Origin of the sequence: Oceanobacillus neutriphilus, assembly GCF_014645515.1 — a bacterium.
Taxonomy (GTDB): Bacteria; Bacillota; Bacilli; order Bacillales; family Amphibacillaceae; genus Oceanobacillus; species Oceanobacillus neutriphilus.
Genome location: NZ_BMLW01000001.1, coordinates 225,333 through 250,142, shown reverse-complemented (window position 1 = coordinate 250,142; position 24,810 = coordinate 225,333). Strand labels below are relative to the sequence as shown.

Sequence of the window (24,810 nt, the reverse complement as noted above, 5' to 3'; positions counted from 1 at the left end):
AGTAAGGCTGTTTATTTAAAAAAGAAAAAACTTCTCATCCATAAAGGTAATTTATAGATGAAGAAGTTTTCTTTTACACTATACAAATGCTAAAAATTATTGCAGATTTTAGGATAGAAAACAAACATAGTATCAGCCTCATTAGAAGGGGGCCAAACCAATGTTTTTTTATCTGTCTTACTAAGGATACCTTTGTGGCTGAAAGATAGTAATGAGATGTTGTACTGCTTTCTCTATTTCCTGTTCTTTCATTCCCGCAAAACCAATCACAAATTGTGGATGTGAGACAACAGCATTTTTAGAGGCATAATAGGAGATTGGATAAAGCTTGATCTTTTGTTGTTCAGCTCTCTTCATTATCTCCTCTTCTGTCAGCCCATTCCGAACTTCACAGACGACATGGAGACCGGATTGCTCGCCCAAAAGCTGAATAGAAGGCTTATAAGCCTCGAAAAGCTGCTGTACAAACTCAAATTTCCTTCTATATATTTTTCTCATCCGGTTTAAATGTTTTTCAAAATACCCTTCCTGGATAAAGCGTGCCAGTACATGCTGGTCAATTCGTGAAACCGTAGAATGATGAAAGGAAAGTCTGTTCCGATATTGTTCCAGTAATTTTTTCGGCAGAATCATATAACTGATCCGCAGAGAAGGAATTAATGATTTAGAAAAGGAGCCTAAATAAATAACCCGGTCATTAAAATCCATTTTTTTCATAGGAGGAATTGTTTTTCCTACATATCGAAATTCACTATCATAGTCATCCTCAATGATAAAACGGTTCTCTGCTTCATTAACCCATTGCAATAGCTGATTACGCCGGCTGATAGAGGTAACTGTTCCGTATGGGAAATGATTGGAAGGAGTTACATAGATGTAATCAGGCTCCAAAAGGCGGACTGCTTCAATAGAAACCCCTTCTTCACTCATACCCAAGGCTCGTCCTAAAAAACCAAAATGCGTAATTAATTTCACCATCAATTGATAGCCGGGATCTTCAATTCCAAATACGGTGGAGCCTGGCAGTAAAGAAAGGAGCTGCTGCATTAAAACCTCAATTCCAGCTCCGACAACAATCGTATCCGGATCACAGTCAATCCCGCGTGCGTGATACACATAGTGTGCAATAGCTTCACGCAGCTCTTTATCTCCTTTGGGATCACCAAGTAAGAGTAAATCATGATTTGCTTCATCAATTACTTGTCTGTTCAGACGTCTCCACTGGGAAAAAGGAAATGCTTCGGTATCAATTTTATTTGGAGATAAATCAAATAAAATGGCTGGTTCTTTCTCAAATTTAGGACCTTCTTTTTTTATTGAATGCTCCACAAATTCTAAATCTCCATGAGCCAGTACATAAAAACCTTTTCTGGGCCGGGATGTAATATATCCTTCTGCCACGAGCTGTTCAAAAGCTGTTTCTACGGTGTTTTGACTAACTTCTAAATGATTGGCGAGCTTACGCTTAGAAGGCAGCTTTTGCCCGTAAGGAAGCCGCTCCTCTACAATTTCCTGTTTTATAAACTCATACAGCTGTTCATACAAAGGTGTACTTATTGTTTCATCTAAATGGACAGATAATAAATCCATTTTCTCCCTCCTTTAAAACTGACCTCATTAAAATATATAAAATTGGCACTTTCATTCATGTCATATTATTTTTATAATAATAAAAAAACAATAAAGAATCTAGGGGGAAATAATATGACAGATCGAGTTACTGGAACAGAACGTGTAAAAAGAGGTATGGCGCAAATGCAAAAAGGCGGCGTCATTATGGATGTTGTCAACAAGGAACAGGCAAAAATCGCAGAAGAAGCGGGTGCTGTTGCAGTAATGGCATTGGAGAAGGTTCCATCTGATATCCGTGCTGCCGGCGGCGTGGCGAGAATGGCGGATGTAAGCATTGTCGAGGAAGTAATGGAAGCTGTATCTATTCCGGTTATGGCAAAGGTGCGTATTGGTCATATTGTGGAAGCGCGCATTTTAGAGTCACTTGGTGTGGATTATATCGACGAAAGTGAAGTGCTTACGCCGGCGGATGACTTATTCCATCTGGATAAAAAGCCATTCACTGTTCCATTTGTATGCGGATGCCGTGATTTAGGAGAAGCAGCCCGCCGGATTGGCGAAGGTGCATCTATGCTGCGTACTAAAGGTGAGCCGGGAACAGGAAATATTGTGGAAGCAGTACGTCATTTACGTGAAGTACAATCACAGGTGAGAAGAATTGTACATATGAACGAGGATGAACTGATGACAGAAGCTAAAAATCTTGGCGCTCCATTCGAAATTTTAATGCAGATTAAAGAAGCTGGCAGACTGCCGGTAGTAAACTTTGCAGCAGGTGGTGTAGCAACTCCGGCTGATGCTGCACTTATGATGGAACTTGGAGCAGACGGCGTCTTTGTCGGGTCAGGTATTTTTAAATCAAAAAATCCTGAGAAATTTGCCCGTTCTATCGTAGAAGCGACAACGTATTATCAGGACTATCAAAAAATTGGCGAGCTTTCTAAGGACTTAGGAGAAGCGATGAAAGGGATTGATATGAAAACACTACGTCCTGAAGACAGAATGCAGGATCGCAGTTTTTAAGTGATGTTGAAGGAGAAAGAGGTGAACAGCATGAATAGAAACAAGTATAGAATCGGGATTCTAAGCATGCAGGGAGCAACAGAAGAACACGCCAGCCAACTGTGTGCTTTAGGACAAGAGCCGGTTCTTATTAAAAATAAAGAAATGCTGGAGAATGTAGATGGATTAATTATTCCAGGTGGAGAAAGTACAACTATCTGGCGTTTGATGAAGAAAAATAGTCTTATTGAAGCTGTTCAGCAATTCGCTCAATTAAAAAAGCCGATCTTTGGAACCTGTGCAGGTCTTGTGCTTCTTGGTAAAAGTCAGGTGGAAACAGAAGAACCAGTAAGCTTGAAGCTGATGGATATCCAGGTGAAAAGAAATGGATTTGGCAGACAAAAGGACAGCTTCGAAGCAAATTTAGATGTAAAAGGGATGAAGGAAGGTTATCCGGCAGTATTTATCCGTGCACCATATATTGCATCGGTTGGAGAAAATGTAGAGGTTTTAGCTGCGTATGATAATAAAATTGTGGCTGCAAGACAAGATAATTTACTTGTAGCGGCTTTTCATCCGGAACTGACTGATGATAACCGGTTCTTGGAATTATTTCTTTCGATGGTTGGAGAGAAGTCGGCGTTAATAATTTAATGAAAAGGAATTCCAATGGTTTTAAACCATAAAAGATTAAAAAGAAAACCTGAAAAAATGGAGATTTCAGCTGCATTTTTTCAGGTTTTTATTAATTTGCTACTTATATGAAAGGAAAGGCCATTACAACTATTTTCGTCTTCTCAGCTTACTGCTTTTTTTTCGTTTCAATAAAGCCTTGCGAAGATCACCCGATTGCTGTTTATTCTCCTGATCTGCCTCCGTATCGAGTGTGATTCTTGGGTGAGTATGTTCCTCTGACTCCTCAATCCGCACAACTGATTTCACTGTACACTCTTCAGGAAGTTCACTGCTTGAAATTAGAATTTCCCGGCTCTCTGCTTCCACTAAAATAACTGCTGTTTCTCCTTCGAAACGATCAATGATCCCTTTCATTATTACTCAACTCCTTTAAAAGTCACAAATCAGATCCTCGGATTCTATATCTGCAATCCGGCTTGGGCCTAATCCATCAATTTCCTCAAGCTCATCCAAAGCAGTGAATGGACGTTGATCCATTATTTGATCTGCACGTTCGTTGCCAATATGAATAATTTCAGTTAATTCTTCTTTGGAAGCATTATTTAAGTCGATACAGCTGGACTCCTTTTTTTCATCACTTGAGATGTCTTCAGAAGCATCTTCATTTTCCTCGTCAGCAGAAATTTCGTTATTTTTCGCTACATCCGGTTCTGAAACAGTAATATCTGTGCTCATTTCTGTTTCAATGGAATAGGCTTTTCCGTCTGTAGTTACAACAATGGTTCCATCTTGATCAGTGCCATACCAGCTGATATTTTCTCCATCTAATAATTCAATAACCTCCGGACTTGGATGACCGTAGGAATTATCTTTGCCGGCACTATAAATAGCAATCTGCGGCTGAACTGCATTTAAAAATTCCGGGTCTGTAGATGTTTTAGAACCATGATGACCTAAATGTAAAAAGGTGCTGCTGAGCTGAGAAGAGTCCATCATCTCTTTTTCTTCCTTCACTCCTGCATCTCCGGTCAGTACAAAAGAAATCTGATCATAAACCAAACGAATACTGACCGATTCTTCATTTAATTTTCCAGAGATATCCTCCGGGTACAATACTTCTAATTCAATTGGACCTAATTCATACGCTTCCCCGGTCCGCGGCTCATGATAATCGATATCCTGAGATAATATTTTTTCCATTGCTGTTTGATATGTATTGGATGTACTTTCATTGCCGGACATCCAAACCTCATCTACAGCAAATCGATCAAGAACCTTGGAAAGCTGGCCAATATGATCTGCATCCGGATGACTGATAATGACCAAATCAATTTCTGTGATTCCCTGTTCCTCTAAATAAGGTACTACTTCATTTCCCTGCCAATCTCCTGTGTCAAAGAGGATAACAGCTTTTTCGTCTTCTTCCTCCAGAGTGAACAAAGTGGAGTCACCTTGTCCAACGTCAATAAAATGCGCCCCTAAAGCACCATCCACTGTATTGGATTGTGCTGCTGAATCTGTTTTTGCCTGACAGCCTGCCAATACAAACATCATGATGAAGCTAAAATAAATAAATTTTTTCAAATACCATTCTCCTCGTACTTATAATTCTGTTTATTCATCGTGATATAGTGCACCAATTGCACCAGCGTGATTTCCTTTTTCCAAAAAAGTTAAGTTATAATCAAACATGCTTTCAAAAGAGGAAATCACCTGTTTTAAGAGCGGGTTTCCAGTTAATGTGCCGCCAATCATTACGATTTCTTTTGTTTCTAATGAATTTGCCGTTAAACTGGACAGTAATACAATCGTCTCCCCAATCAATTGAGTTAGTGCCGCCAGCTGATCTTCAACAGAAACCGATTTATCCAGCTGATCCTTTCCAAAATTGGCAGCAGTCAAGGAAGCTTCGATAGGAGAACTGCTAAATTGGTAAATATCCGAAACCATCAGATCACTTTTGGTTCGGTCTCCCTTAGAGGCAAGCTCGACCAGAGAGTGATAATCAGATGTACCTGCAATAATTGCTCCAATGCCAGTAAACAAACCGCCTCCGACCCCTGTTCCTGATAAGCGATTTCTGTTGTGAAAGAAAGAGGTCCCTGTACCAATATTCACTAAAAGATATTCTGTTTCGGGAAGCTTATTTTCTTCCAATAGCAAATATTTTGTTCCCTCGATTACACACTCAAATTCCTTAAATATAGAAATGGATTTATTGGAAGCTCTCACTGCCTCGGCTCTGCCGCCTGTCACATGCAGATCCGCTTCCGGTGCAATCATTTCCAGCCATTGAATCACTTCATCAACCTGTTTGGCAGAATAAGTCTTTAATCGAAGCCTGCCTTCTTCTTCATACGCAATTTTTATTAAAGATCCGCCTGCATCAATACCAATTCGTTTCATTAAAAACACCCTCCTCGAATAAAAAGCAGTTATTTACTCAACTTTCGCACTTTAAAAAGTAACTTTCTATCCATAGGAACAGGGGTTGATCATTTCTTCTATATATCTGTTGACAAAGATAGAAGGTAAAGCGACCGCTGCGGCGGACCGTTTTGCTTTCCTAGGGGCACGCTCTTCAGCTAACTTTTGCCAAGAAGAGCACTTGGCAAAAGTGGAACTTCAGATGGTGCTGATCCCTCAGGAGTCAAAACGGTCCGCCTTCGCTAGTAAGATATTCTATACTGAAATAACTGAACTAATAAAAGATAGATCTGGCAGAACAAATTTTTTGTGTTGTATGGTAAACATGCTCAGCAATCCTTATTTTTGATGCATGAAAGCTATTCTCGATAGGGATTATTCATGCTGTCATGATTTGAACTGCTAAAAACGATGATTTCATCTAACTTCATCAGGATGTTATTTCTTCCATGCGCTGTAGAATCCTATTAGAGCGCAGGCCAACCACGGAGACTCCTATGGGAACAGGGCGGGCTGAAGATCCACTTGAAAAGCGGGTTTCTTTTCAAGTTAGCTGAAGCCGTCCCCATGGAAAGCGGAGTGGTTGGCCGGAGCGGAAGCTATACACAATAACCTGTTCAAAAAATAAAAAGATGAGTTAACTAAAAGCAAGCATGATAATAGAGACCATGTACATCCTGGAACAGCAAGGTTAGTATGTTTACTCATAGGTGCGAAAGTTGAGTTATTTAGTAAACCTGGAGAATTAAAATAATTGTACCATTCCTAAACATAAGAACGTTCATTCTTATATTATCATAATTTTTAGCGCTTAGATAAATCAAGCTTTAAATAAAAAGAAATTGAAACTTTTAAAACAGTCATTCGTAATAGTATAATAAGAGAAAGAGTATAGACGAATATACTTAGGAAAGAATGATTAATCACTTAGGAGTGAGCGTATGCGGGCAATAATGCAATTTTTAATGCAGAGCTTTGTAGGTGCTGTCAGCCTGACAGCTATATGGCTGGTAAGCTTTTTTATATATGGACAGACCGTACTGTTAACAAGTCTTTTTGCTGCAACCGGTGGTGTATTGACTTATGCGGCTGCAAAACAAATCATGGATTATCGATTTGTCAGAAGTCAGGGGTTAACCAAAAAAGAATATAAATTTATTGATACGAATTTAAAAGAAGCAAGAGGCAAGATAACACGCATGCAAAAAGCCTTATTCAAAGTACGGTCTTTCCAGCATGCACGGGAAAACTTAGCTATTGTAAGAACGGCACAAAAAATATATAACAACGCAAGAAAAGAACCGGTACGATTCTATCAGGCAGAGGGTTTTTTCTATAATCATTTAGACTCGCTTGTGGAATTGTCAGAGCGTTATGCTTATCTTTCCAGCCAGCCTTCCCCGTCTATTGAGATGCAAAAATCGTTAAAGGAGACCAGGCAGACACTTACTGCCTTCAGCCGGACGATAAAAAAGGATTTACAGGTGATGCTCAGAGATGATTTAGAAACGCTGGATTTTGAGCTGGATGTAGCAAAGCAGACGCTGCGCCGATCTAAAAAATAAGGAGGATATCTACATGACTGAAAAAGGCCAATCTAATGATTCTATAAATGATTTATTAAATGATCCGTTTGGGGAAAGAACAGAAGTTTCTGCGGGCACTTCTGATCAAGGTTTAGAAAGTGCTAAAGCACCAAGGCTTGTTGACAAGCTTCCGGCTGAACATCGTAAAAAAGCAGAACAATTAGCACTGCAAATTGATACAACAAATCAACAGTCCCTAGTAAAATATGGTGTGGAAGCACAAGCGAAATTACATCAATTTTCTCATGAAATGTTAGAACATGTTCAAAAACAGGATGTCAGTCAAATTGGTTCCATTTTAACGGAGCTGATGAAAAAGCTGGAGGATATCGATCCATCTGAATTACAGGAAGAAAAGAACGGGTTTTTATCACGTTTATTTGGTAAATTGTCAAAATCAGTTAATGAGGTTCTGTCACGTTATCAAAAAACAAGCTCCCAGATTGACCGTATCAGTGTGCGTCTGGATCGGAATAAGGATTTACTTTTGTCTGATAATGTTATGCTTGATAAATTATTTTCAACAAACCGTGATTACTACGATGCTTTAAACATTTATATTGCGGCCGGGGAGTTAAAGGTAGAAGAAATTAATAACGATATCATCCCGCAGCTTCGTCAAAAAGCAGAAACAAGCGGGAGCCAGATGGACGTCCAGGAAGTTAATGATATGCTTCAATTTGTGGATAGGCTTGAAAAAAGGACGCATGACCTTAAACTGAGCCGTCAAATTACCATGCAAAGCGCACCGCAGATCCGCCTTATTCAAAATACGAATCAGGCACTTGTGGAAAAAATCCAATCGTCTGTTTTAACAGCTATTCCACTATGGAAAAACCAGGTAGCGATTGCTTTGACTCTGTTGAGGCAGCGACATGCGATGGAAGCACAAAAGCAGGTATCTCAAACAACGAATGATTTATTGTTAAAAAATGCAGATATGCTGAAAGAAAATACAATTGAAACCGCAAAAGAAAATGAACGGGGTCTTGTAGATATTGATACATTGAAGCAGACACAGGAAAAATTAATGTCTACCATCGAAGAAACCATGCAGATCCAATCAGACGGACGCAAGAAGCGTAATGAAGCTGAAAAAGAATTGATCAGCATGGAAGAAGAATTGAAGAATAAAATGCTGGAGTTTAAAGAATAAAGGCGGATAGAACACCAGGTGTGGAGCCTGGTGTTTTATTTTAATCGGGGATGTATAAATGTTAGTGTTTCAACTTTCGCACCTGAAATAATAATTTGCTTATCATAGAGACAGATGTTGATCGTTCCTTTCATCTAGCTCTTGACAAAGCATAAACTCCAGCTGGAAAGAAGGTAATGTGTGAGGCTGCTTTCGACGTCCTGGGACTGGGACTGCGATTACTCGTCCCACCGAAGAGCTTTTGCGATTACTTGCCCCATCGGAAACATTTGTACGTCGGAAAGCGTAGTGGTTGGTTGAAGGTGCTATACACAATCTTCATTTCAATAAAAAGATAATTTAACAACATATAAGCAGGATAATGTAGAACATGTTCGAAGGTATAGATAGATGCTTATTCTCAGGTATGAAAGTTGAGTTAGTATTTGAACTTCGATTGACACCTTATATTCAATCACTTAACATAGGTTATTGTGCAGACAAATTGGTTTCGCTTTGGACTGTAAGATGATATATAGTATAAGAGGACAGGTTTCTTTCTGAGAAAGCAGGAACGAATCAGAAAAGTATTCACAATAAATCCGTTTAAGGAGGAAATAAAAAATGCATCAGACACATCAAATAAAAGAAGCAAGTGAATTTATTCAAAGTAAAACGGATCTGGCTCCAGAAATTGGTATGATCCTCGGTTCGGGATTAGGCGGTTTAGCGGATGAATTGGAAGACGCTGTGGTAATTCCATATGAAGAAATTCCATATTTCTCAAAATCAGCTGCTGTTGGACATGCGAACCAGCTTGTAATTGGCACCTTGCATGGAAAGCGTATTGTCGCTATGAAAGGACGTTATCATTATTATGAAGGATATTCACTGGATGAAGTGACCTTCCCGGTCCGTGTTATCCAGGCACTTGGAGCAGATAAACTCATTATTACTAATGCTTGCGGAGCAGTAAATAAGGAGTTCAATCCCGGCGATTTAATGTTGATTACTGATCATATTAACTTAGTTGCAACAAATCCGTTAATTGGTCCAAATAATGATGATTTAGGAACGCGTTTTCCGGATTCTTCTGAAGTATACAATCGAGAGCTTCGTAATTTAGCTAAAAACATTGCTACAGAAAATAATATTGACCTGCAAGAAGGTGTGTATACCTGGTGGAGCGGACCAGCTTATGAAACACCGGCAGAAATCCGTATGATTCGGGTACTTGGGGGAGATGCAGTCGGTATGTCTACAGTTCCTGAAGCGCTTATTGCAGTGCATGGGGGATTAAAAGTACTTGGAATCTCTTGTTTAACAAATATGGCGAGTGGTATTTTAGATCAGCCATTAAGTCATGACGAAGTGATTGAGGTTGCTGCACAATCACGCAGTAAATTTGTTCAGCTTATTAAAGAAGTTATTCATCAAATGTAAGTAAACCCTGCTATCAGTCAGCTTTTTCTTACCTATATTGGCAGAAAGAATGCAGAAGCAATCCATTATTGTAAGTTCCATTGAAATTTGTGCAATACTTAATTATCAGGTTGGAAGCAAACACCTTGTTCTTGAAAATAAAAAATAAAAAGAGATACCCTGTTAAGATTTTTGAATGTCTTAATGGGGTTTTTAACTATTAAAATCAATATCTCTTCCGCTCAATTTATTCGTTTCTGTAAAAAATAGGTGTACAATAGAAATACAGAAAGTTCGGAATAAATAAGGACAGGTGATGAATTATGTATTCCATTCAATTGTACGGAGACCGTGGTGTACGTATCCAGTTTGGCAATAAAATTGAGAGGCAGGTAAATGTAAACGTTCATCGCTTTACCAGTCTGTTAGAAAAATATCCAATGAAGGGAATCACTGAGTGGATTCCTGCGTATACCAGCGTAACGATTTATTATAATCCGGGTGAGATCACATATATGGAGCTTGAAAAAAAGCTGAATCAATTACAAAAAATAATGAGTGAAGAAGCTCCTCCAGCTGCCAGAAAGATTACAATCCCAGTATGCTATGAAAAAGAATTTGCTGTGGACATGGACGATGTTGCTGAATATCATAAGCTTTCCTCTCAAGAGATAATCCGTCTGCACACGGAGCCGCTTTATTATGTCTATATGATGGGGTTCATGCCCGGCTTTCCCTACTTAGGCGGTTTATCTGAGAAGCTTTTTACACCAAGGCTGGATAGCCCAAGAAAAAGAGTGGACCGGGGATCCGTGGGAATCGCTGATCAGCAGACAGGGATTTATCCGCTGGATTCGCCGGGAGGCTGGAGAATTATCGGGAAAACACCGGCGCGTCTTTATGATGCGGAGAAGGAGAACAAAATTCTTATCCGATCCGGAGATATGCTCCAGTTTGAAGCGATTGATTCAGAAGCCTATTATAAAATAGAAGATGCAGTACAAAACGGAGAATATCAGCCAGAAATAAGTGAGGAGAAGGGTGATCCATCATGAAATTGTCTGTAGATTTGAATTGTGATTTAGGAGAAAGCTTTGGCGCATACCGAATCGGACAGGATGATGAGGTAATGGAATGGATTACCTCTGCCAATATTGCCTGTGGTTATCATGCTGGAGATCATAATGTGATGCGGAAAACGGTAGAAAAAGCAGTGAAAAATAACGTCGCAATTGGTGCGCATCCCGGGTTATTAGATTTACAAGGATTCGGCCGGCGAAAGATGCAGGTGACACCGGAAGAGGTTTTCAATTTGATGGTTTATCAGATTGGTGCTATGAGAGGATTTGCAGAAATTTATGGAACTGGGATCAGTCACGTTAAACCTCACGGTGCTCTCTATTCGATGGCTGCAGCAGATAAAGTATTAGCTGCTGCAATTTCGGATGCAGTCTATCGTGTTGATAAACGTATGATTTTATTTGGTTTAGCCAATTCAGAGCTTGTCAGGGAAGGGAGAAAGAGAGGGCTGCAAGTAGCAGAAGAAGTATTTGCCGACAGAACCTATCAGCCAGATGGTACCTTGACACCCAGATTAGCACCAAATGCATTGATTCATGATGTAGATTTAAGTCTAAGCCGTGTTATCCGGATGGTAAAGGAAAAGAAAGTTGAAGCAGTGGATGGGACAGATGTGGCTATTCAGGCTGATACAATTTGTGTACATGGCGATGGGGCACAGGCAGCTGTTTTTGTGAGAAAGCTGGCAGAGGTATTATCTGGTCAGCATATACAGATACATGCGGCAGGTGATCCAAGTTGAAAAAAATCTTTGAAGTAATCAAACCTGGTTTATCCACGAGTATTCAAGATTTAGGCAGGATGGGCTATCAAAAATATGGTATTCCAACTTCTGGTGCAATGGATGTCTTTGCACACCGTGTTGCTAATCTGCTCGTAGGTAATCAAGAGGAAGAAGCGACACTTGAAATTATGTTGATGGGCCCTCAGTTGAAAGTTTTACAGGATACTGTTGTTGCAATCGGTGGAGCAGATTTGTCGGCAACAATTGATGACGAACCTTTGAATTCATGGAAATCTTTCCGCGTTTATGCAGGGCAGATATTAACATTTGGAAAACCAGTTAATGGAACATATGCTTATCTTGCAGTCAGCGGCGGATTTTTTGCTGAGGAAGTAATGGGGAGCAAGTCAACTTATGCACAAGCAAATATCGGCGGGTTAGAAGGTAGGGTCCTTCAAAAGGGAGATTATTTATTATCAGCAGATGCGGATTGGAAATCTATCCGGGCAGGAAGATATTTAAAAAATACAGATTTACCAAATTATGAACATCACCGGCCGATCAGAGTGATTACAGGACCAGATATATTTGCTTTTTCCGATAAAACATATCAGCAATTTTATCAGGAAAGCTACCGCATTACGGAACAATCGAATCGAATGGGATATCGGCTGGATGGAAAAGCATTGTCTCATACTGACAGAGCAGATATTATTTCAGATGCTGTGCTTCCGGGTACGATACAGGTTCCTGCGAACGGGCAGCCGATTGTATTATTATCTGATCGGCAGACAACTGGAGGTTACGCGCGAATCGCTACTGTTATTACAACAGATATTCCGCTTCTTGTGCAAAAGAAAATCGGTTCGGAGATTCAATTTTTATCTGTATCCTTAGAAAGAGCGCAGGCGGATTATCTGCAGCAGCAGCGCTATTTACGAATGCTGCGGACAGCTTTGCAGCAGCATATTTAAATGAAGAAGGTAATTCTGCTGACTTCACCCGGCACCATTTGGTTAAAGGCAGACTTTAATACAGGGGGTTTCCATGGTAAAGTAAAGATAACAAAATAATCTAGGAGTCTGTCAATAATGAGTAAACAATTTATCAGCCGGGCGTTAACCACCTGCATCATTGGTTTTACTATCATTCATTTCATCACTTATTTTTTTCATATTGATATCCTTATAACGCTGCTGGTATTTCTTGGATTTGGAATTATTTTATTTGGGGCAGTTTACTATGGACCATTGCATTTAAAGATGCCGTTAGGATTGTTTTTAACTGGAGTAATTATCTTCCTCTCTGTTGATGCTTCTTTTATAGCTGGAATGCGGGAAGGATTATTGCAAATGCGCAATATGGTTGGGCTATTAGTTGTCATACCTATGGTCAGCTGGGTCCTGCGGGAGGAAGCCTTTTTAGAATCTGCTATCAGCTATGCACATGATTTCGTAAATACGAGTAAGAAATTTTATTTTGGTATGATATCTTTCACACAAATTATTGCCTATTTCCTTCTGTTTGGTGCGATTCCCATGCTGTATCAATTTGTTACCATGATTTTAAAGGATGAAAAAGGAGAGGCATGGGAGAGATATAAAGGGACAGCAATACTGCGCGGTTTTGCTTTATCTGTTTTGTGGGTAGTCAGTATCCCGAGCTTTGCCTATGTGGTAGAAGCAATGGATGCTTCTTTATGGAAATCGATCGTACAGGGATTAGGAGTGTCTGCAGCAGGAAGTATACTGGCTATTCTGTTCTTTCCGATAGAGAATAAAAAATATAACGTGAATTTTACAAGCGGTCTCCGGCACGAGATTGATGGGATTATGCAGCATACAAGAAATAAACGGGAAACGAAGCGGGTTATCCGTGAATTTATGATACTATTTATCTCTCTTTTCGGTTCCATCTTTATTCTGAGTGCATTGATTCATATGGAACTTCTTGTTCTGATACCTTTAATCATCTTAGTATGGATACTTAGCTATTATATTGTGAAAAAGCGTCTATATAAATTAACGCATATTGCAACACTTTATGTGAAGGAAGAGATGGCGGGTAAATCCTATCAGCTTTGTGTAATGATTGGTGCAGGTATGCTGATTGCAGGGCTGACCAAAACCGGATTTGCGGGCTGGGTCGTGGACAGCCTCTACGCATTGGAAGCCGTTGCGCCATTTATCAATTTATTATACCTGCTCCCTTTTATGGTGATTATTTTAGGCTTTGCCGGTCTTGGGCCATTGACAGTGATGGTATTGGTTGCCGGTATTCTCCAGTCCATCCATCTGCCATATCCTCCTGAGCTGATTGTGCTTGCGGTAACATTGGGGAGCTCGATATCGATTCTGTTATCACCAGTAATAATGCCAATTATTGTCTTAAGCGGCTCTAATGGCCTAAGCGGCTTTAAAAACGGCTTTCAGTTCAACGGCATTTTTGCGGTTGTTCTATATATTATCGTGATGGCGTATATTCAAGTAATGACATATGTAGCAGGTTAATTTTATAAGAAAACTTCGAATCCGAACATTCTTAACCAATGTTAGAGTGTGTGGATCTGATTATTACATAGAACCGTAGCAGATATGACAGAAAAAGCTGCATAGGAAGAGGTATCGCTGTGTATGAAGTGTCTCTGCATGGTATGCTTCTTGCAATTAGAACAACATTGGATCTATCCATGAGAGTTGTCCATAAACTCTCATGGAATAAAGCTTAGTCCGGTGTTTTCTGGTTGAACTATTATTTCGTGCTTGACATTCATTTTTTAACAACATAAAATTATCTTTGAAAGCGTTTACTTTAAATAAAAGTATTTAAAATGCTGCAGATGAGAAATATATGAAATAAAATTATGGAGACTTTTCGGAACAGACTTGTTTTTAATAACAACGGTTTATATCCTTTCAAAATAAAAAAGGAGGACAATTGATGCGGGATGCTGTCATTGTTGAAGCGGTACGGACACCTATTGGGAAGCGGAATGGTTTTTTTAGTGAGATAAGAGCCGAGGAATTAGCTGCAGCACCTTTGAAGGAATTAGTACGGAGGACCAATCTGGATGCAGCATTAATTAATGATGTTATTATGGGCTGTGTAACACAAACAGGAGAACAGGCGGTTGATATTGCAAGGCAGGCAGCACTTATTGCAGGGTATCCTGCCAGTGTACCCGGAACGACGATTGACCGTCAATGCGGCTCCAGTCAGCAGGCCATTCATTTTGCTGCACAAGCAATCATTAGCGGTGATATGGATATCGTTGTTGCAGCCGGAGTAGAGAGCATGTCCCGTGTGCCGATGGGAAGCAATCACCAGGGAGTGAAATGGAATAATGTTTTACGAGATCATTATGATATGATCCATCAAGGAATAGCAGCGGCTAACATTGCAGAAAAGTGGGGTATTTCACGTCATAAAATGAATGAATACTCATTCAAAAGTCATAATCGTGCGGTGGAAGCACAAGAAAAAGGCTATTTTCGCCAGCAAATGATGTCGATTTCCATTAAAAGAGCTGATGGAACAACAGCTCAATTTTATCAAGATGAAGGACCAAGAAAGAATACCTCCATGGAAAAGCTGGAGGCATTGCCTGATTTATTTACAGAGAACAGTGGAATTACGGCTGGAAACGCCAGCCAAATGAGTGACGGGGCAGCAGCACTTTTGATTATGTCTGATGATAAAGCCAGAGAGCTTGGTTTTGTTCCACATTTTCGTATTTTGGCACGCAACGTGATTGGCTCTGATCCAACAGAGATGTTAACAGGGCCAATTGAAGCGACCAGGCAAATCCTTAAAAAAGCTGATTTATCCCTGGAGGATATTGATGTTTTTGAAGTTAATGAGGCATTTGCATCGATTCCACTGATGTGGATGAAGGAATTAGGGGCAGATGAAGAAAAAGTAAATATTGATGGGGGTGCTATTGCCTTGGGGCACCCTTTAGGAGCGAGCGGAGCAAGGCTGATGGTGACGATGCTGCATACGATGGAACGGCTCGATGCCCGTTTTGGTCTGCAGACGATGTGTGAAGGATTGGGAATGGCTAATGGAACGATTATTGAACGATTAACAAGGGACTAGGGAGGAATTTTAAAATGATGCAAACACAGTTGAATTTAACAACTATGGTCAGACATGCAGAGAAGTATTTTCCTGATAAAACAGTTATTTCACGTACACTGGGCGGAGTACAAACCATTCCGTACAGAAAAATAACCGAACGAATTCACCGGTTGGCAGGAGTCTTAAAGGACTTGGGTGTGGAAAAAGGAGATAAAGTCGGAACGATAGCCTGGAATCATCATCGCCATCTGGAGGCTTATTTTGCAATTCCCACGATGGGAGCAGTGCTGCACACGATTAATATCCGCGTTTCACCAGATGATCTTGCCTATATTATCAATCATGCAGAGGATAAAATATTGCTGGTCGACGAGGACTTATTCCCGTTAATTGAGCGTGTGAAAGATCAAATTGCTGATGTAGAAAAAATTATTGTTATGACGGATAAGGATGTATTGCCTGAAACGAGTTTAACGAATGTTGCCTCCTATGAAGCACTACTTGAAGATGCAGATTCTGGTACAGAGCTTTGTGAAGATATTGATGAAAATGATATGGCCGGTTTATGTTATACATCAGGAACTACTGGCAGACCAAAGGGGGTTGCTTATTCACATCGGGGGATTTATTTACATAGTTTAGCCCTGGGATTAAAGGATACAGTAGGGCTGTCAGAGGAAGATATTGCAATGCCTGTAGTGCCGATGTTTCATGTTAATGCCTGGGGGATGCCGTTTGCTGCGTTATGGTTTGGAACAACACAAGTGTTGCCGGGTCCAATGCCGACTCCGCAAATTTTAGCTGAATTAATGGAAGAGCATAAGGTTACAATGGCAGCCGGAGTGCCGACAATTTGGCTTGGTTTTCTGCAGGCATTGGAAAATGGAAATTATGATACAAGCAGCCTGCGCTGTATACTTTGCGGTGGCTCAGCTGCACCAAAAGGGATGATTCGTGCATTTGAATCAAAATATAAGATTCCATTTGTTCACGCATATGGAATGACAGAAACTTCGCCAATTGTGACATTAGCCCGTTTAAAAAGCTATCAGCAGGAGCTTGATGAAGAAGAACGTCTCGAACTACGCTCCCGCCAGGGCATGGTCGTACCTGGAATTGAGATTAAAGGCATTAATGAAAATGGAGAAATTCCATATGACGGTGAAACAATAGGTGAGCTGCTTGTTAAAGGACCCTGGATTGCAGATTCCTATTATAAAAATGATCGCAGTGAAGACTCTTTCCGTGATGGCTGGCTGCACACAGGGGATGTGATCAATATTGATGAAGAAGGCTCCGTTAAAATAGTTGACCGTACAAAGGATATGATTAAAAGCGGCGGTGAATGGATTTCCTCTGTAGATATAGAAAATGCTTTAATGGCGCATGAAGCTGTTTATGAAGCATCTGTTATTGCTGTTCCTGATCCAAAGTGGCAGGAGCGTCCGGTGGCATGTGTGGTATTAAAGGAAAAGGAAACATTGACAGAAGAAGATGTGAAACAATTTTTAGAGCCACAATTTGCGAAATTCTGGATCCCGGATCGGGTTTTATTCATGGAAGAGATTCCTAAAACCTCTGTCGGGAAATTCTTAAAACGTGCACTGCGTGATCAGGTGAAAGAAATGCTTTCCTTATCTGATCCATCCTGATGAAATAAATATTTACACAGGCAAGAAGCGTTCATTCATTCTTCACTATGAAAAATAAGAATGATATGGACGCTGCAGTGTTTTTTTACTAATGGGAAGATATATTGTTCGTTTTCTAATATAAAAGGAGATGTTCAGATGCAACTGACGGATATAAAGAAAAGGATGGAGCTGCCGGTTATTATGGCTCCGATGTTTTTAATTTCTAACCCTGATATGGTTGTCGGGGCTTGTGAAGCCGGGATTGTTGGAACATTCCCGGCTCTGAATGCACGTACAAAAGATGTTTTGGATAGCTGGATGGCTGAAATTAATGAGAGATTACAGGAAAGTAAAGAAGCAGATTCAACTGATAAAATTGCTCCCTGGGGAATAAATTTTATCAGTCATTCCTCTAATAAACGATTCCATGAGGATTTGCAGTTAATCGAAAAGCATCAGCCTCCAATTGTTATTACATCCTTGGGAGATCCCTCTCCAGTTGTCGAGGCAGTTCATAACTATGGCGGACTTGTTTTATCCGACGTTACGGATATAAAGTTTGCCAAGAAAGCATTGGAAAAGGGCAGTGACGGATTAATTTTAGTAGCTGCCGGAGCAGGAGGACATGCAGGAGTATTAAATCCATTTGCATTTATGGATGAGGTACGGAGCTTTTTTGATGGGCCGGTTGCTTTGGCAGGAACAATTACAAAGGGGGAGCAGGTATTGGCGGCAGAACTGCTCGGAGCTGATTTTGCTTATGTTGGTACGCATTTTATTGCAACGAAAGAGAGCGGAGCAAGTGCTGCTTATCAGGAATCCATTATTCAATCTGCTGCTGCGGATATTATTTATACACCTGCTTTCAGCGGTATACCTGCCAATTACCTGATACCGAGCATTGTTAAAGCTGGACTTGATCCAGAAAATTTACCTGAAAAAGCCGGACTTGATTTTAAAAAGCTTTCCAATTCATCTGCGAAAGCATGGAAGGATATCTGGGGTGCCGGTCAAGGTGTCGGCGGAACCAGAAAAACACAGACTGTACAGGAAGCTGTTACTGAATTAAAAACGGCATATAATCAAGCGAAAAATATCCATCAGCTTACTTGATAAAAATGATATGATCTCAATTGATGAGGGAGTGATAGATGATGACAGAAGCAGTGAAATATGAAAAGAAAGATTCGATTGCTTTTATATCTATGAACCGTCCGGAAAAACGTAATGCGCTTTCGATTGAAATGGCGAACGGTTTTGTAGAGGCCTTGAAGGATGCAGAGAGTGATCCTGTCGTCAAGGCAGTTATTATCAGTGGGGAGGGAAAGATATTTTCAGCAGGTGGTGATTTAGAAGTATTGCACACACTGGATAACAGTGTGAAAATAATGGAATATATGAAGCAGGCAATGGAAATTATCAAAGTAATCCGGGAGCTTGATAAATACGTAATCAGTGCAGTGCATGGTTTTGCAGCAGGAGCAGGGTTCAGCATTGCTGTTGCAGCAGATTTTGTAGTAGCAAAAAAGGATGCAGCCTTTGTATGCAGCTTTACCAATGTTGGAATTATTCCAGATCTGGGCTTAGTAAAGAAATTAACAGATAATCTGCCAAGTGCGGTAGCAAAGGAATGGATTTCTTCTGGAAGGCAGGTACCCGCGGAAGAAGCGTACCATCGCGGCATTGTAAACCAGCTGACAGAGGGAGATGTGCTGGAAGCTGCTGAAGAGTATGCCGGTTTCATTGTAAATGGGCCGCCGCTTGCCAACAAATTTGTGAAGCATATGGTAAACCATGCAGATGAATGGAGCAGCGGCACAAATGATTTGCAGGAAACAGCAATCCAGACCCTATTACTGCAATCAGAGGATAATAAAGAGGGCATTCGGGCATTTTTTGAAAAAAGGAAACCGGCATTTAAAGGGGAATAATGGATAAAAAAGCGCATTTCTAAGAAGGAAGTGATCTCCATGATAGATGAATTAGGAATCAAACAGATCAGATTGGCATTACCTTTTCGGCTGAATCATGTGAACTGTTTTTTAGCAGAGGGAGAGAACGGTTATAAAGTTCTGGATACTGGCCTGAATAATAAAAAAACAGAGAAAATATGGGATAAAGAATTAGCAGGAAAACAAATAACCGATATTATTATTTCACACTATCATCCGGACCATTTCGGCTATACGGGAAAGCTGCAGGAAAAAACAGGTGCGAAAGCCTGGATGCCGGAAATTGATTTACAGATAGCTCTTCAGGCCTGGGAAAAGCCCTTTTTGGAAAACCTGCAGGAAAACTACCAGCGGTCAGGTATTCCAGAGGATATAAGCAGAGCACTGGCAGAAAATACAGCCTCATTTGCGCCGCTGGTGAAACCCTATCCAAAGGTGCAAAATTTATTAAAGGAAGGGGAAACGATTCAATTTGGAAAATTTGCCTATGAAGTTATACATACACCAGGTCACTCGGATGGTTTAGTCACCTTTTATAATCGGGAGAACAGTGTACTTTTATCAACAGATCATATTCTGCCAAAAATTACTCCAAATATCTCGTACTGGTTTCATGGTGCCCCCAATCCTTTAGAGAATTATCTGAAATCCCTGGAAAAGATAAAGAAGCTGAATGCAGAATGGGTAATTCCCTCTCATGGCAGTCCATTCCAAAATGCTTCGAAACGGATTTCTGAAATTAAAGCGCATCATGAAGAGCGATTAGACAGCCTGCAGGAAATGTTGAAAAACAGATTGACTATCTATGAAACAATGGAAAAGCTTTTTCCAAAAAAGCTGGCTGTTCATGATACGCGGTTTGCAGTTGGAGAAACAGCAGCTCACCTGGAATATTTACGTTTGGCGGGTGAATGTGAACGGGAATTAGTTGACGGTGTCTATATCTATCATAATTAGATCGTATATTCATTGATTGGACTTTTTGAACATCCTCTTACAGATTCCTTTTCCTTTCCTTTCTGGTACCAGTTATTATATGATGAAAGAAAAGCCGGGAAGGGAAGGTTATAAAATATGAGTGGACACTTGCAGGATACAGTTACATTGAATAATGGTGTGGATATGCCTAAATTTGGACTTGGTGTGTACAAGGTTGAGGAAGGGCAAATTGCAGTAGATGCGGTGAAAATTGCATTGGAGCATGGCTATCGCAGTATTGATACAGCTTCGTTTTACCAGAATGAGGCCAGCGTCGGACAGGGAATAAAGGAGTCTGGCGTACCAAGGAAAGATATTTTCCTGACATCAAAAGTATGGAATGATGAACAAGGCTATGAATCTACCTTGGAGGCATTTGAACAAAGCCTTAAAAAATTAGATACCGATTATCTTGATTTATATTTGATTCATTGGCCGGTGAAAGAAACATTTGTAGAAACCTGGAAAGCGTTAGAGAAGCTCTATCACGATGGACGTGTACGTGCAATCGGAGTCAGTAATTTTCATATTCAGCATTTAGAACGGCTGTTGCCGCAAGCAGAGGTTATCCCCGCAGTTAATCAGGTTGAATTCCATCCGCATTTAACACAGGAAGGATTACGTGCATTTTGTGAACAACAGGGAATCCATCTGGAAGCATGGTCTCCGTTAAAGCGTGGTCAGCTGTTAGATCACCCAACCCTTGTCTCTATTGCAGAAAAGCACGGGAAGAATGCAGCACAGGTTATTCTGCGCTGGGATGTTCAGCATAATGTGATTACCATCCCGAAATCAATTACGCCTGAACGGATTATCCAGAATGCAGCTATATTTGATTTTGCATTAACAGATGAAGAAATGAAGCAGATTGATGCTCTAAATGAAAATAGCCGTTCCGGATCTAATCCAGACGACTATTAATAAATAACCCAACTTTCGCGCCTTAAAAAGTAACTTCCTATCCATAGGAACAGGGGTTGATCATTTCTTTCATATATCTGTTGACAAAGATAGAAGGGAGAGTGTAAAGCGACCGCTACGGCGGACCGTTTTGCTTTCCTAGGGGCACGCTCTTCAGCTAACTTTTGCCAAGAAGATCACTTGGCAAAAGTTAGCTGAAGCCGTCCCCATGGAAAGCGTAGTGGTTGGCCGGAGCGGAAGCTATACACAATAACCTGTTCAAAAAATAAAAAGATGAGTTAACTAAAAGCAAGCATGTTAATAGAGACCATGTACATCCTGGAACAGTAAGGTATAGATGTTTATTCTCAGATGCGAAAGTTGAGTAAATAAAAATGCTCAGCACAGGAAACTTCCCGGTGCTGAGCATTTTTTCATTACCTACCGATCCCAAAAACGCTGTTTGGCCATTGCGTTAACAAAAGCTTTATAGAAGCCTTCATTTGGAGATTTACTTGTTAAAACACCGGGACGATCTTGAAGGTGAATTTCTTTTATCCATTCAGCCCCTTCATCAATACCTCCAATCGGTTTATAATGATTAAACTGATCCACAATAAATTGATTCGCCATAAAATGAAAATCTCTTGTAGCATAAGGACCGCCGACAACGAATAAACCGTCGTACAGCAGAGGGGATCCTGTTAAAAATGTATCATCAACGGAAATCGTATCTCCGCCTGTTCCTTTTAGTGTCCCAAGTTTACTGCTCACAAATACAGGCTCCAGCCCGGCTTTTTTCCATGACGCCCTGGCAGCTTCCAGGGCATTGCTATCATATTGCTCATCAATAATAACACCGACCTTTAAGGTATCCGGAGAAAAAATCGTGTTTTTCATACTTAGAGCCGGTGAGGAGGCAGTGACATCGGATTCCTGGATATCCTCCGGCGGGGCCGGTACGCCAACTTGTTCAGCAACCGAAACAGCCAGCGGTCTGCTGATATGAGCAATATTACGTATCACACGTTCACGGACTTCCGGGGTCTTCACTTTTCCAAGCTCAAAGCTGAATGCCTGGAGAATATGGCTCTTTTCAACATCACTCATGCTGTTCCAGAAAAGCTTTGCTTGTGAAAAGTGATCTTCAAAGCTGGGAGCTGTTTTACGCACCTTTTTCCCTTCAACAAGAGATGGGTAGGTGACAAATCCACCTTTATCACCCGGAACAGTATAAGGGGTGTTGTCAGCCAGATAATTTTGATGATAAGCAACCTGCCCTTTATCGATAACATAACGCGCGGCCCCATCACGATGATTATTATGTGCTGTGTGAATCGGACAATTAATTGGGATTTGCTTGAAATTTGAGCCAACACGATAAAATTGTGTATCTGCATAGGAGAACAATCTGCCCTGCAGAAGCGGATCATTGGTAAAATCAATCCCACGGACAATATTTCCCGGATGAAGCGCAACCTGTTCTGTCTCTGCGAAAACATTCTCGACATTTTTATTTAAGGTCATTTTCCCAATTTTTTTAAGCGGAATAAGCTCCTCAGGCCACAGTTTGGTAGCATCTAAAATATCAAAATCAAAATCAAACTCCTGGTCCTCGCGGATAACTTGAATGCCCAGCTCGTATTCCGGGAAATTTCCTTTTTCAATATTCTCCCATAAATCCCGCCGATGGAAATCCGGGTCTGCACCGCCGATTTTTTGGGATTCATCCCAAATAAGTGAGTGCATTCCCAAAGTTGGCCGCCAATGAAATTTACAAAAATGCGATACACCTTCTTTATTGACGAGGCGGAATGTATGCACACCAAAGCCCTGAATCATCCGGAAGCTGCGCGGGATGGTACGGTCGGACATAATCCACATCATCATCGCCGCCGATTCTTCATTACTGCCGATGAAATCCCAGAAAGTATCGTGCGCTGTCTGCCCTTGGGGAATTTCATTATTTGGTTCCGGTTTTAATGCGTGAATTAAATCTGGGAATTTAATGCCGTCCTGAATAAAAAAGATAGGAATGTTATTGCCGACTAAATCAAAATTCCCTTCCTCTGTATAAAACTTAGTTGCGAAGCCACGCACATCACGTAATGTCTCGTTGGCTCCCCTGGAACCGGCAACCTGTGAAAAGCGGACAAATGTAGGTGTTTTTCTGCCGGCTTCCTGTAAGAAATGAGCATCTGTTAAATCTGCTTGTGATTCATAGCATTCAAATATTCCATGCGCTCCGTAGCCGCGCGCATGGACATTTCTCTCTGGAATACGTTCTCTATCAAAATGTGAGAGCTTTTCACGGTAAATAAAATCCTCCAAAAGCTGTGGTCCGCGATCTCCGGCACTTAATGTATTCTCATCATCTGAAATTTTAACCGATTCATCCGTGGTCATCGGTTTTCCTTCATTTTCTCTATAAAATTTTTCCAGCTGTCTGATTTTTTTATTTTCCTCCGGTTCCCGGTTATTACTGTCTGTCATTTAATGTCCTCCCTTTAAACGAATTTCTTCACAGTAATAGGATTATATTCGCTTGAAAATGGATATATGACTGGGAGCAGAGAGGATAAACATCAATTTAGATTTGCATTATATTTAAAATGATTAGATAGCTTTTTTGTGTTCATATAATAATATTAGGAGTAAACAGATATCGAACAGGGAAGCTAAATGATTAAATGAATAATTTATGCTTTTCGTTAAACTGCATGACAACCGAAAAAATAAAGAGCCTTTCCATTTTGGATGGCTCTTTAATTTATATTTTAGAAAGATATAAATCTTTCAGATGAAGAGATTATACATGCTCAGTCTTTTGGCAGTAAACCAACCATCTGCAAGCCATATAAAATGCCATCATCGCTTACATCCTTCGTGACATAAGCAGCTGCTTCCTTCACCTCAGGCAAACCATTTCCCATAGCGACTCCATTAGGAATCATTTTAAGCATGTCCAAATCATTTAAAGCGTCTCCGAATGCGTATTGTCTTTCCGCAGGGAAATCAAGGTATTCAAGTAATTTTTTAATACCTAAGGCTTTAGAAACGCCTTTTGGAAGAACGTCTACAGATTTCGGGTGCCAGCGGATAAAATCAAAATCAGGAAATGTATCCTGATAAAGCTTCTCTTCTCCTTCCGTATTGAAGAGGAGCCCCTGATAAATTTTATTATGCTTTACAAAATCCTGCTCCTGGGACGGATAAGCAGCTACCTTTAATGTTGAAATGCTTTCCACGATATACGGATGGTCATTAGGTACATTTGTTGTCATTTTTTTATCATTCATATAAACAACAGGATGATTTTTATTTAAAGCAAATGCTGTTAACTCATCCAAAGCTTTTGGATTTATAGTATTTGCATAGATAACTTCTCCGCCAAACACAACATATTGCCCGTTGTAGCATATGTAAGTGTCAATATCTAATTCATTTCGTAAATCCTCAAATAAAAATTTAGCCCGGCCTGTTGCAATGGCAACTTCATGACCAAGCTCCTTTAACTTGAAAATCGCCTTTTTTGTTGATTCCGGCAGCGTTCTTTCCTCTTCCGTCAATAGTGTTCCATCAATATCGAAAAAAATAATGCTTTTATCTGATACCATCTAATCCCTCATTTCACCTTCATCATTCGCCTCCTATTATGATGGAACTTCTGTCGAGATTCAAC

21 protein-coding genes are annotated in these 24,810 nt (G+C 40.4%); 15 read left to right on the top strand and 6 right to left on the bottom strand.

All coding sequences use genetic code 11. From position 1 onward, the window contains the following. Nucleotides 1–180 precede the first annotated feature (180 nt). On the bottom strand, nt 181–1,590 hold the full coding sequence (pdxR, locus tag IEX29_RS01085) for a MocR-like pyridoxine biosynthesis transcription factor PdxR (RefSeq protein WP_188732693.1): 1,410 nt from the start codon (nt 1,588–1,590) through the stop codon (nt 181–183). A gap of 114 nt (nt 1,591–1,704) precedes the next feature. Here pdxR and pdxS point away from each other — a divergent pair, with 114 nt between their 5' ends. Together pdxS and pdxT are read left to right on the top strand one after the other, a co-directional pair. Continuing rightward, a complete protein-coding gene (gene pdxS, locus IEX29_RS01080) occupies nt 1,705–2,595 on the top strand; it encodes a pyridoxal 5'-phosphate synthase lyase subunit PdxS (protein WP_188732691.1) in 891 nt (296 codons plus the stop codon). A gap of 30 nt (nt 2,596–2,625) precedes the next feature. Beyond that, a complete protein-coding gene (gene pdxT / locus IEX29_RS01075) occupies nt 2,626–3,228 on the top strand; it encodes a pyridoxal 5'-phosphate synthase glutaminase subunit PdxT (protein WP_188732689.1) in 603 nt (200 codons plus the stop codon). 129 nt (nt 3,229–3,357) lie between these two features. Here pdxT and IEX29_RS01070 read toward each other — a convergent pair whose 3' ends face one another. The 3 genes from IEX29_RS01070 to coaW are packed head-to-tail and all read right to left on the bottom strand — an operon-like array spanning nt 3,358 to nt 5,616. Next, nucleotides 3,358–3,624, bottom strand: a complete 267-nt coding sequence (locus IEX29_RS01070; protein ID WP_188732688.1) for a DUF3006 domain-containing protein — start codon at nt 3,622–3,624, stop codon at nt 3,358–3,360. A gap of 15 nt (nt 3,625–3,639) precedes the next feature. Further along, complete coding sequence (locus IEX29_RS01065) at nt 3,640–4,794, bottom strand: MBL fold metallo-hydrolase (protein ID WP_229720036.1); 1,155 nt, start codon at nt 4,792–4,794, stop codon at nt 3,640–3,642. Between the two features lie 30 nt (nt 4,795–4,824). Beyond that, a complete protein-coding gene (gene coaW, locus IEX29_RS01060; RefSeq protein WP_188732686.1) occupies nt 4,825–5,616 on the bottom strand; it encodes a type II pantothenate kinase in 792 nt (263 codons plus the stop codon). Between the two features lie 962 nt (nt 5,617–6,578). Here coaW and IEX29_RS01055 point away from each other — a divergent pair. From IEX29_RS01055 to IEX29_RS00995, 13 genes are all read left to right on the top strand, one after another. Then, nucleotides 6,579–7,202 (top strand): 5-bromo-4-chloroindolyl phosphate hydrolysis family protein, encoded by a 624-nt coding sequence (locus IEX29_RS01055; RefSeq protein WP_188732684.1) that lies wholly within the window; start codon nt 6,579–6,581, stop codon nt 7,200–7,202. A 13-nt stretch (nt 7,203–7,215) separates the two neighbouring features. Continuing rightward, on the top strand, nt 7,216–8,379 hold the full coding sequence (locus tag IEX29_RS01050) for a toxic anion resistance protein (protein ID WP_188732683.1): 1,164 nt from the start codon (nt 7,216–7,218) through the stop codon (nt 8,377–8,379). 603 nt (nt 8,380–8,982) lie between these two features. Next, entirely contained in the window at nt 8,983–9,801 is an 819-nt protein-coding gene (locus tag IEX29_RS01045; protein ID WP_188732682.1) for a purine-nucleoside phosphorylase, read from the top strand. A 302-nt stretch (nt 9,802–10,103) separates the two neighbouring features. Next, on the top strand, nt 10,104–10,835 hold the full coding sequence (gene pxpB / locus IEX29_RS01040; protein ID WP_188732681.1) for a 5-oxoprolinase subunit PxpB: 732 nt from the start codon (nt 10,104–10,106) through the stop codon (nt 10,833–10,835). Next, on the top strand, nt 10,832–11,602 hold the full coding sequence (locus IEX29_RS01035) for a LamB/YcsF family protein (protein ID WP_188732680.1): 771 nt from the start codon (nt 10,832–10,834) through the stop codon (nt 11,600–11,602). The genes pxpB and IEX29_RS01035 overlap by 4 nt, the downstream gene beginning before the upstream one ends. Next, on the top strand, nt 11,599–12,558 hold the full coding sequence (locus IEX29_RS01030) for a 5-oxoprolinase subunit C family protein (RefSeq protein WP_188732679.1): 960 nt from the start codon (nt 11,599–11,601) through the stop codon (nt 12,556–12,558). The genes IEX29_RS01035 and IEX29_RS01030 overlap by 4 nt, the downstream gene beginning before the upstream one ends. A gap of 117 nt (nt 12,559–12,675) precedes the next feature. After that, nucleotides 12,676–14,094, top strand: coding sequence for a hypothetical protein (locus tag IEX29_RS01025; RefSeq protein WP_188732678.1), 1,419 nt, complete (start codon nt 12,676–12,678; stop codon nt 14,092–14,094). 430 nt (nt 14,095–14,524) lie between these two features. After that, entirely contained in the window at nt 14,525–15,682 is a 1,158-nt protein-coding gene (locus tag IEX29_RS01020) for a thiolase family protein (protein WP_188732676.1), read from the top strand. Between the two features lie 14 nt (nt 15,683–15,696). Further along, on the top strand, nt 15,697–17,316 hold the full coding sequence (locus IEX29_RS01015; protein WP_188732674.1) for a long-chain fatty acid--CoA ligase: 1,620 nt from the start codon (nt 15,697–15,699) through the stop codon (nt 17,314–17,316). A gap of 138 nt (nt 17,317–17,454) precedes the next feature. After that, complete coding sequence (locus IEX29_RS01010; RefSeq protein WP_188732673.1) at nt 17,455–18,411, top strand: NAD(P)H-dependent flavin oxidoreductase; 957 nt, start codon at nt 17,455–17,457, stop codon at nt 18,409–18,411. A 38-nt stretch (nt 18,412–18,449) separates the two neighbouring features. Then, nucleotides 18,450–19,229: an enoyl-CoA hydratase/isomerase family protein gene (locus IEX29_RS01005; protein ID WP_229720035.1), complete on the top strand. Its 780-nt coding sequence runs from the start codon at nt 18,450–18,452 to the stop codon at nt 19,227–19,229. A 39-nt stretch (nt 19,230–19,268) separates the two neighbouring features. Continuing rightward, complete coding sequence (locus IEX29_RS01000) at nt 19,269–20,207, top strand: MBL fold metallo-hydrolase (protein WP_188732672.1); 939 nt, start codon at nt 19,269–19,271, stop codon at nt 20,205–20,207. A 117-nt stretch (nt 20,208–20,324) separates the two neighbouring features. After that, entirely contained in the window at nt 20,325–21,149 is an 825-nt protein-coding gene (locus IEX29_RS00995) for an aldo/keto reductase (protein ID WP_188732671.1), read from the top strand. Between the two features lie 420 nt (nt 21,150–21,569). Here the strand turns inward: IEX29_RS00995 and IEX29_RS00990 are convergent, their stop codons facing one another. After that, the gene (locus tag IEX29_RS00990; protein ID WP_188732670.1) at nt 21,570–23,621 is read right to left on the bottom strand and encodes a catalase; all 2,052 of its coding nucleotides are present in this window, start codon (nt 23,619–23,621) and stop codon (nt 21,570–21,572) included. A 326-nt stretch (nt 23,622–23,947) separates the two neighbouring features. Next, nucleotides 23,948–24,745 (bottom strand): Cof-type HAD-IIB family hydrolase, encoded by a 798-nt coding sequence (locus IEX29_RS00985; RefSeq protein WP_188732669.1) that lies wholly within the window; start codon nt 24,743–24,745, stop codon nt 23,948–23,950. Between the last annotated feature and the right edge of the window lie 65 nt (nt 24,746–24,810).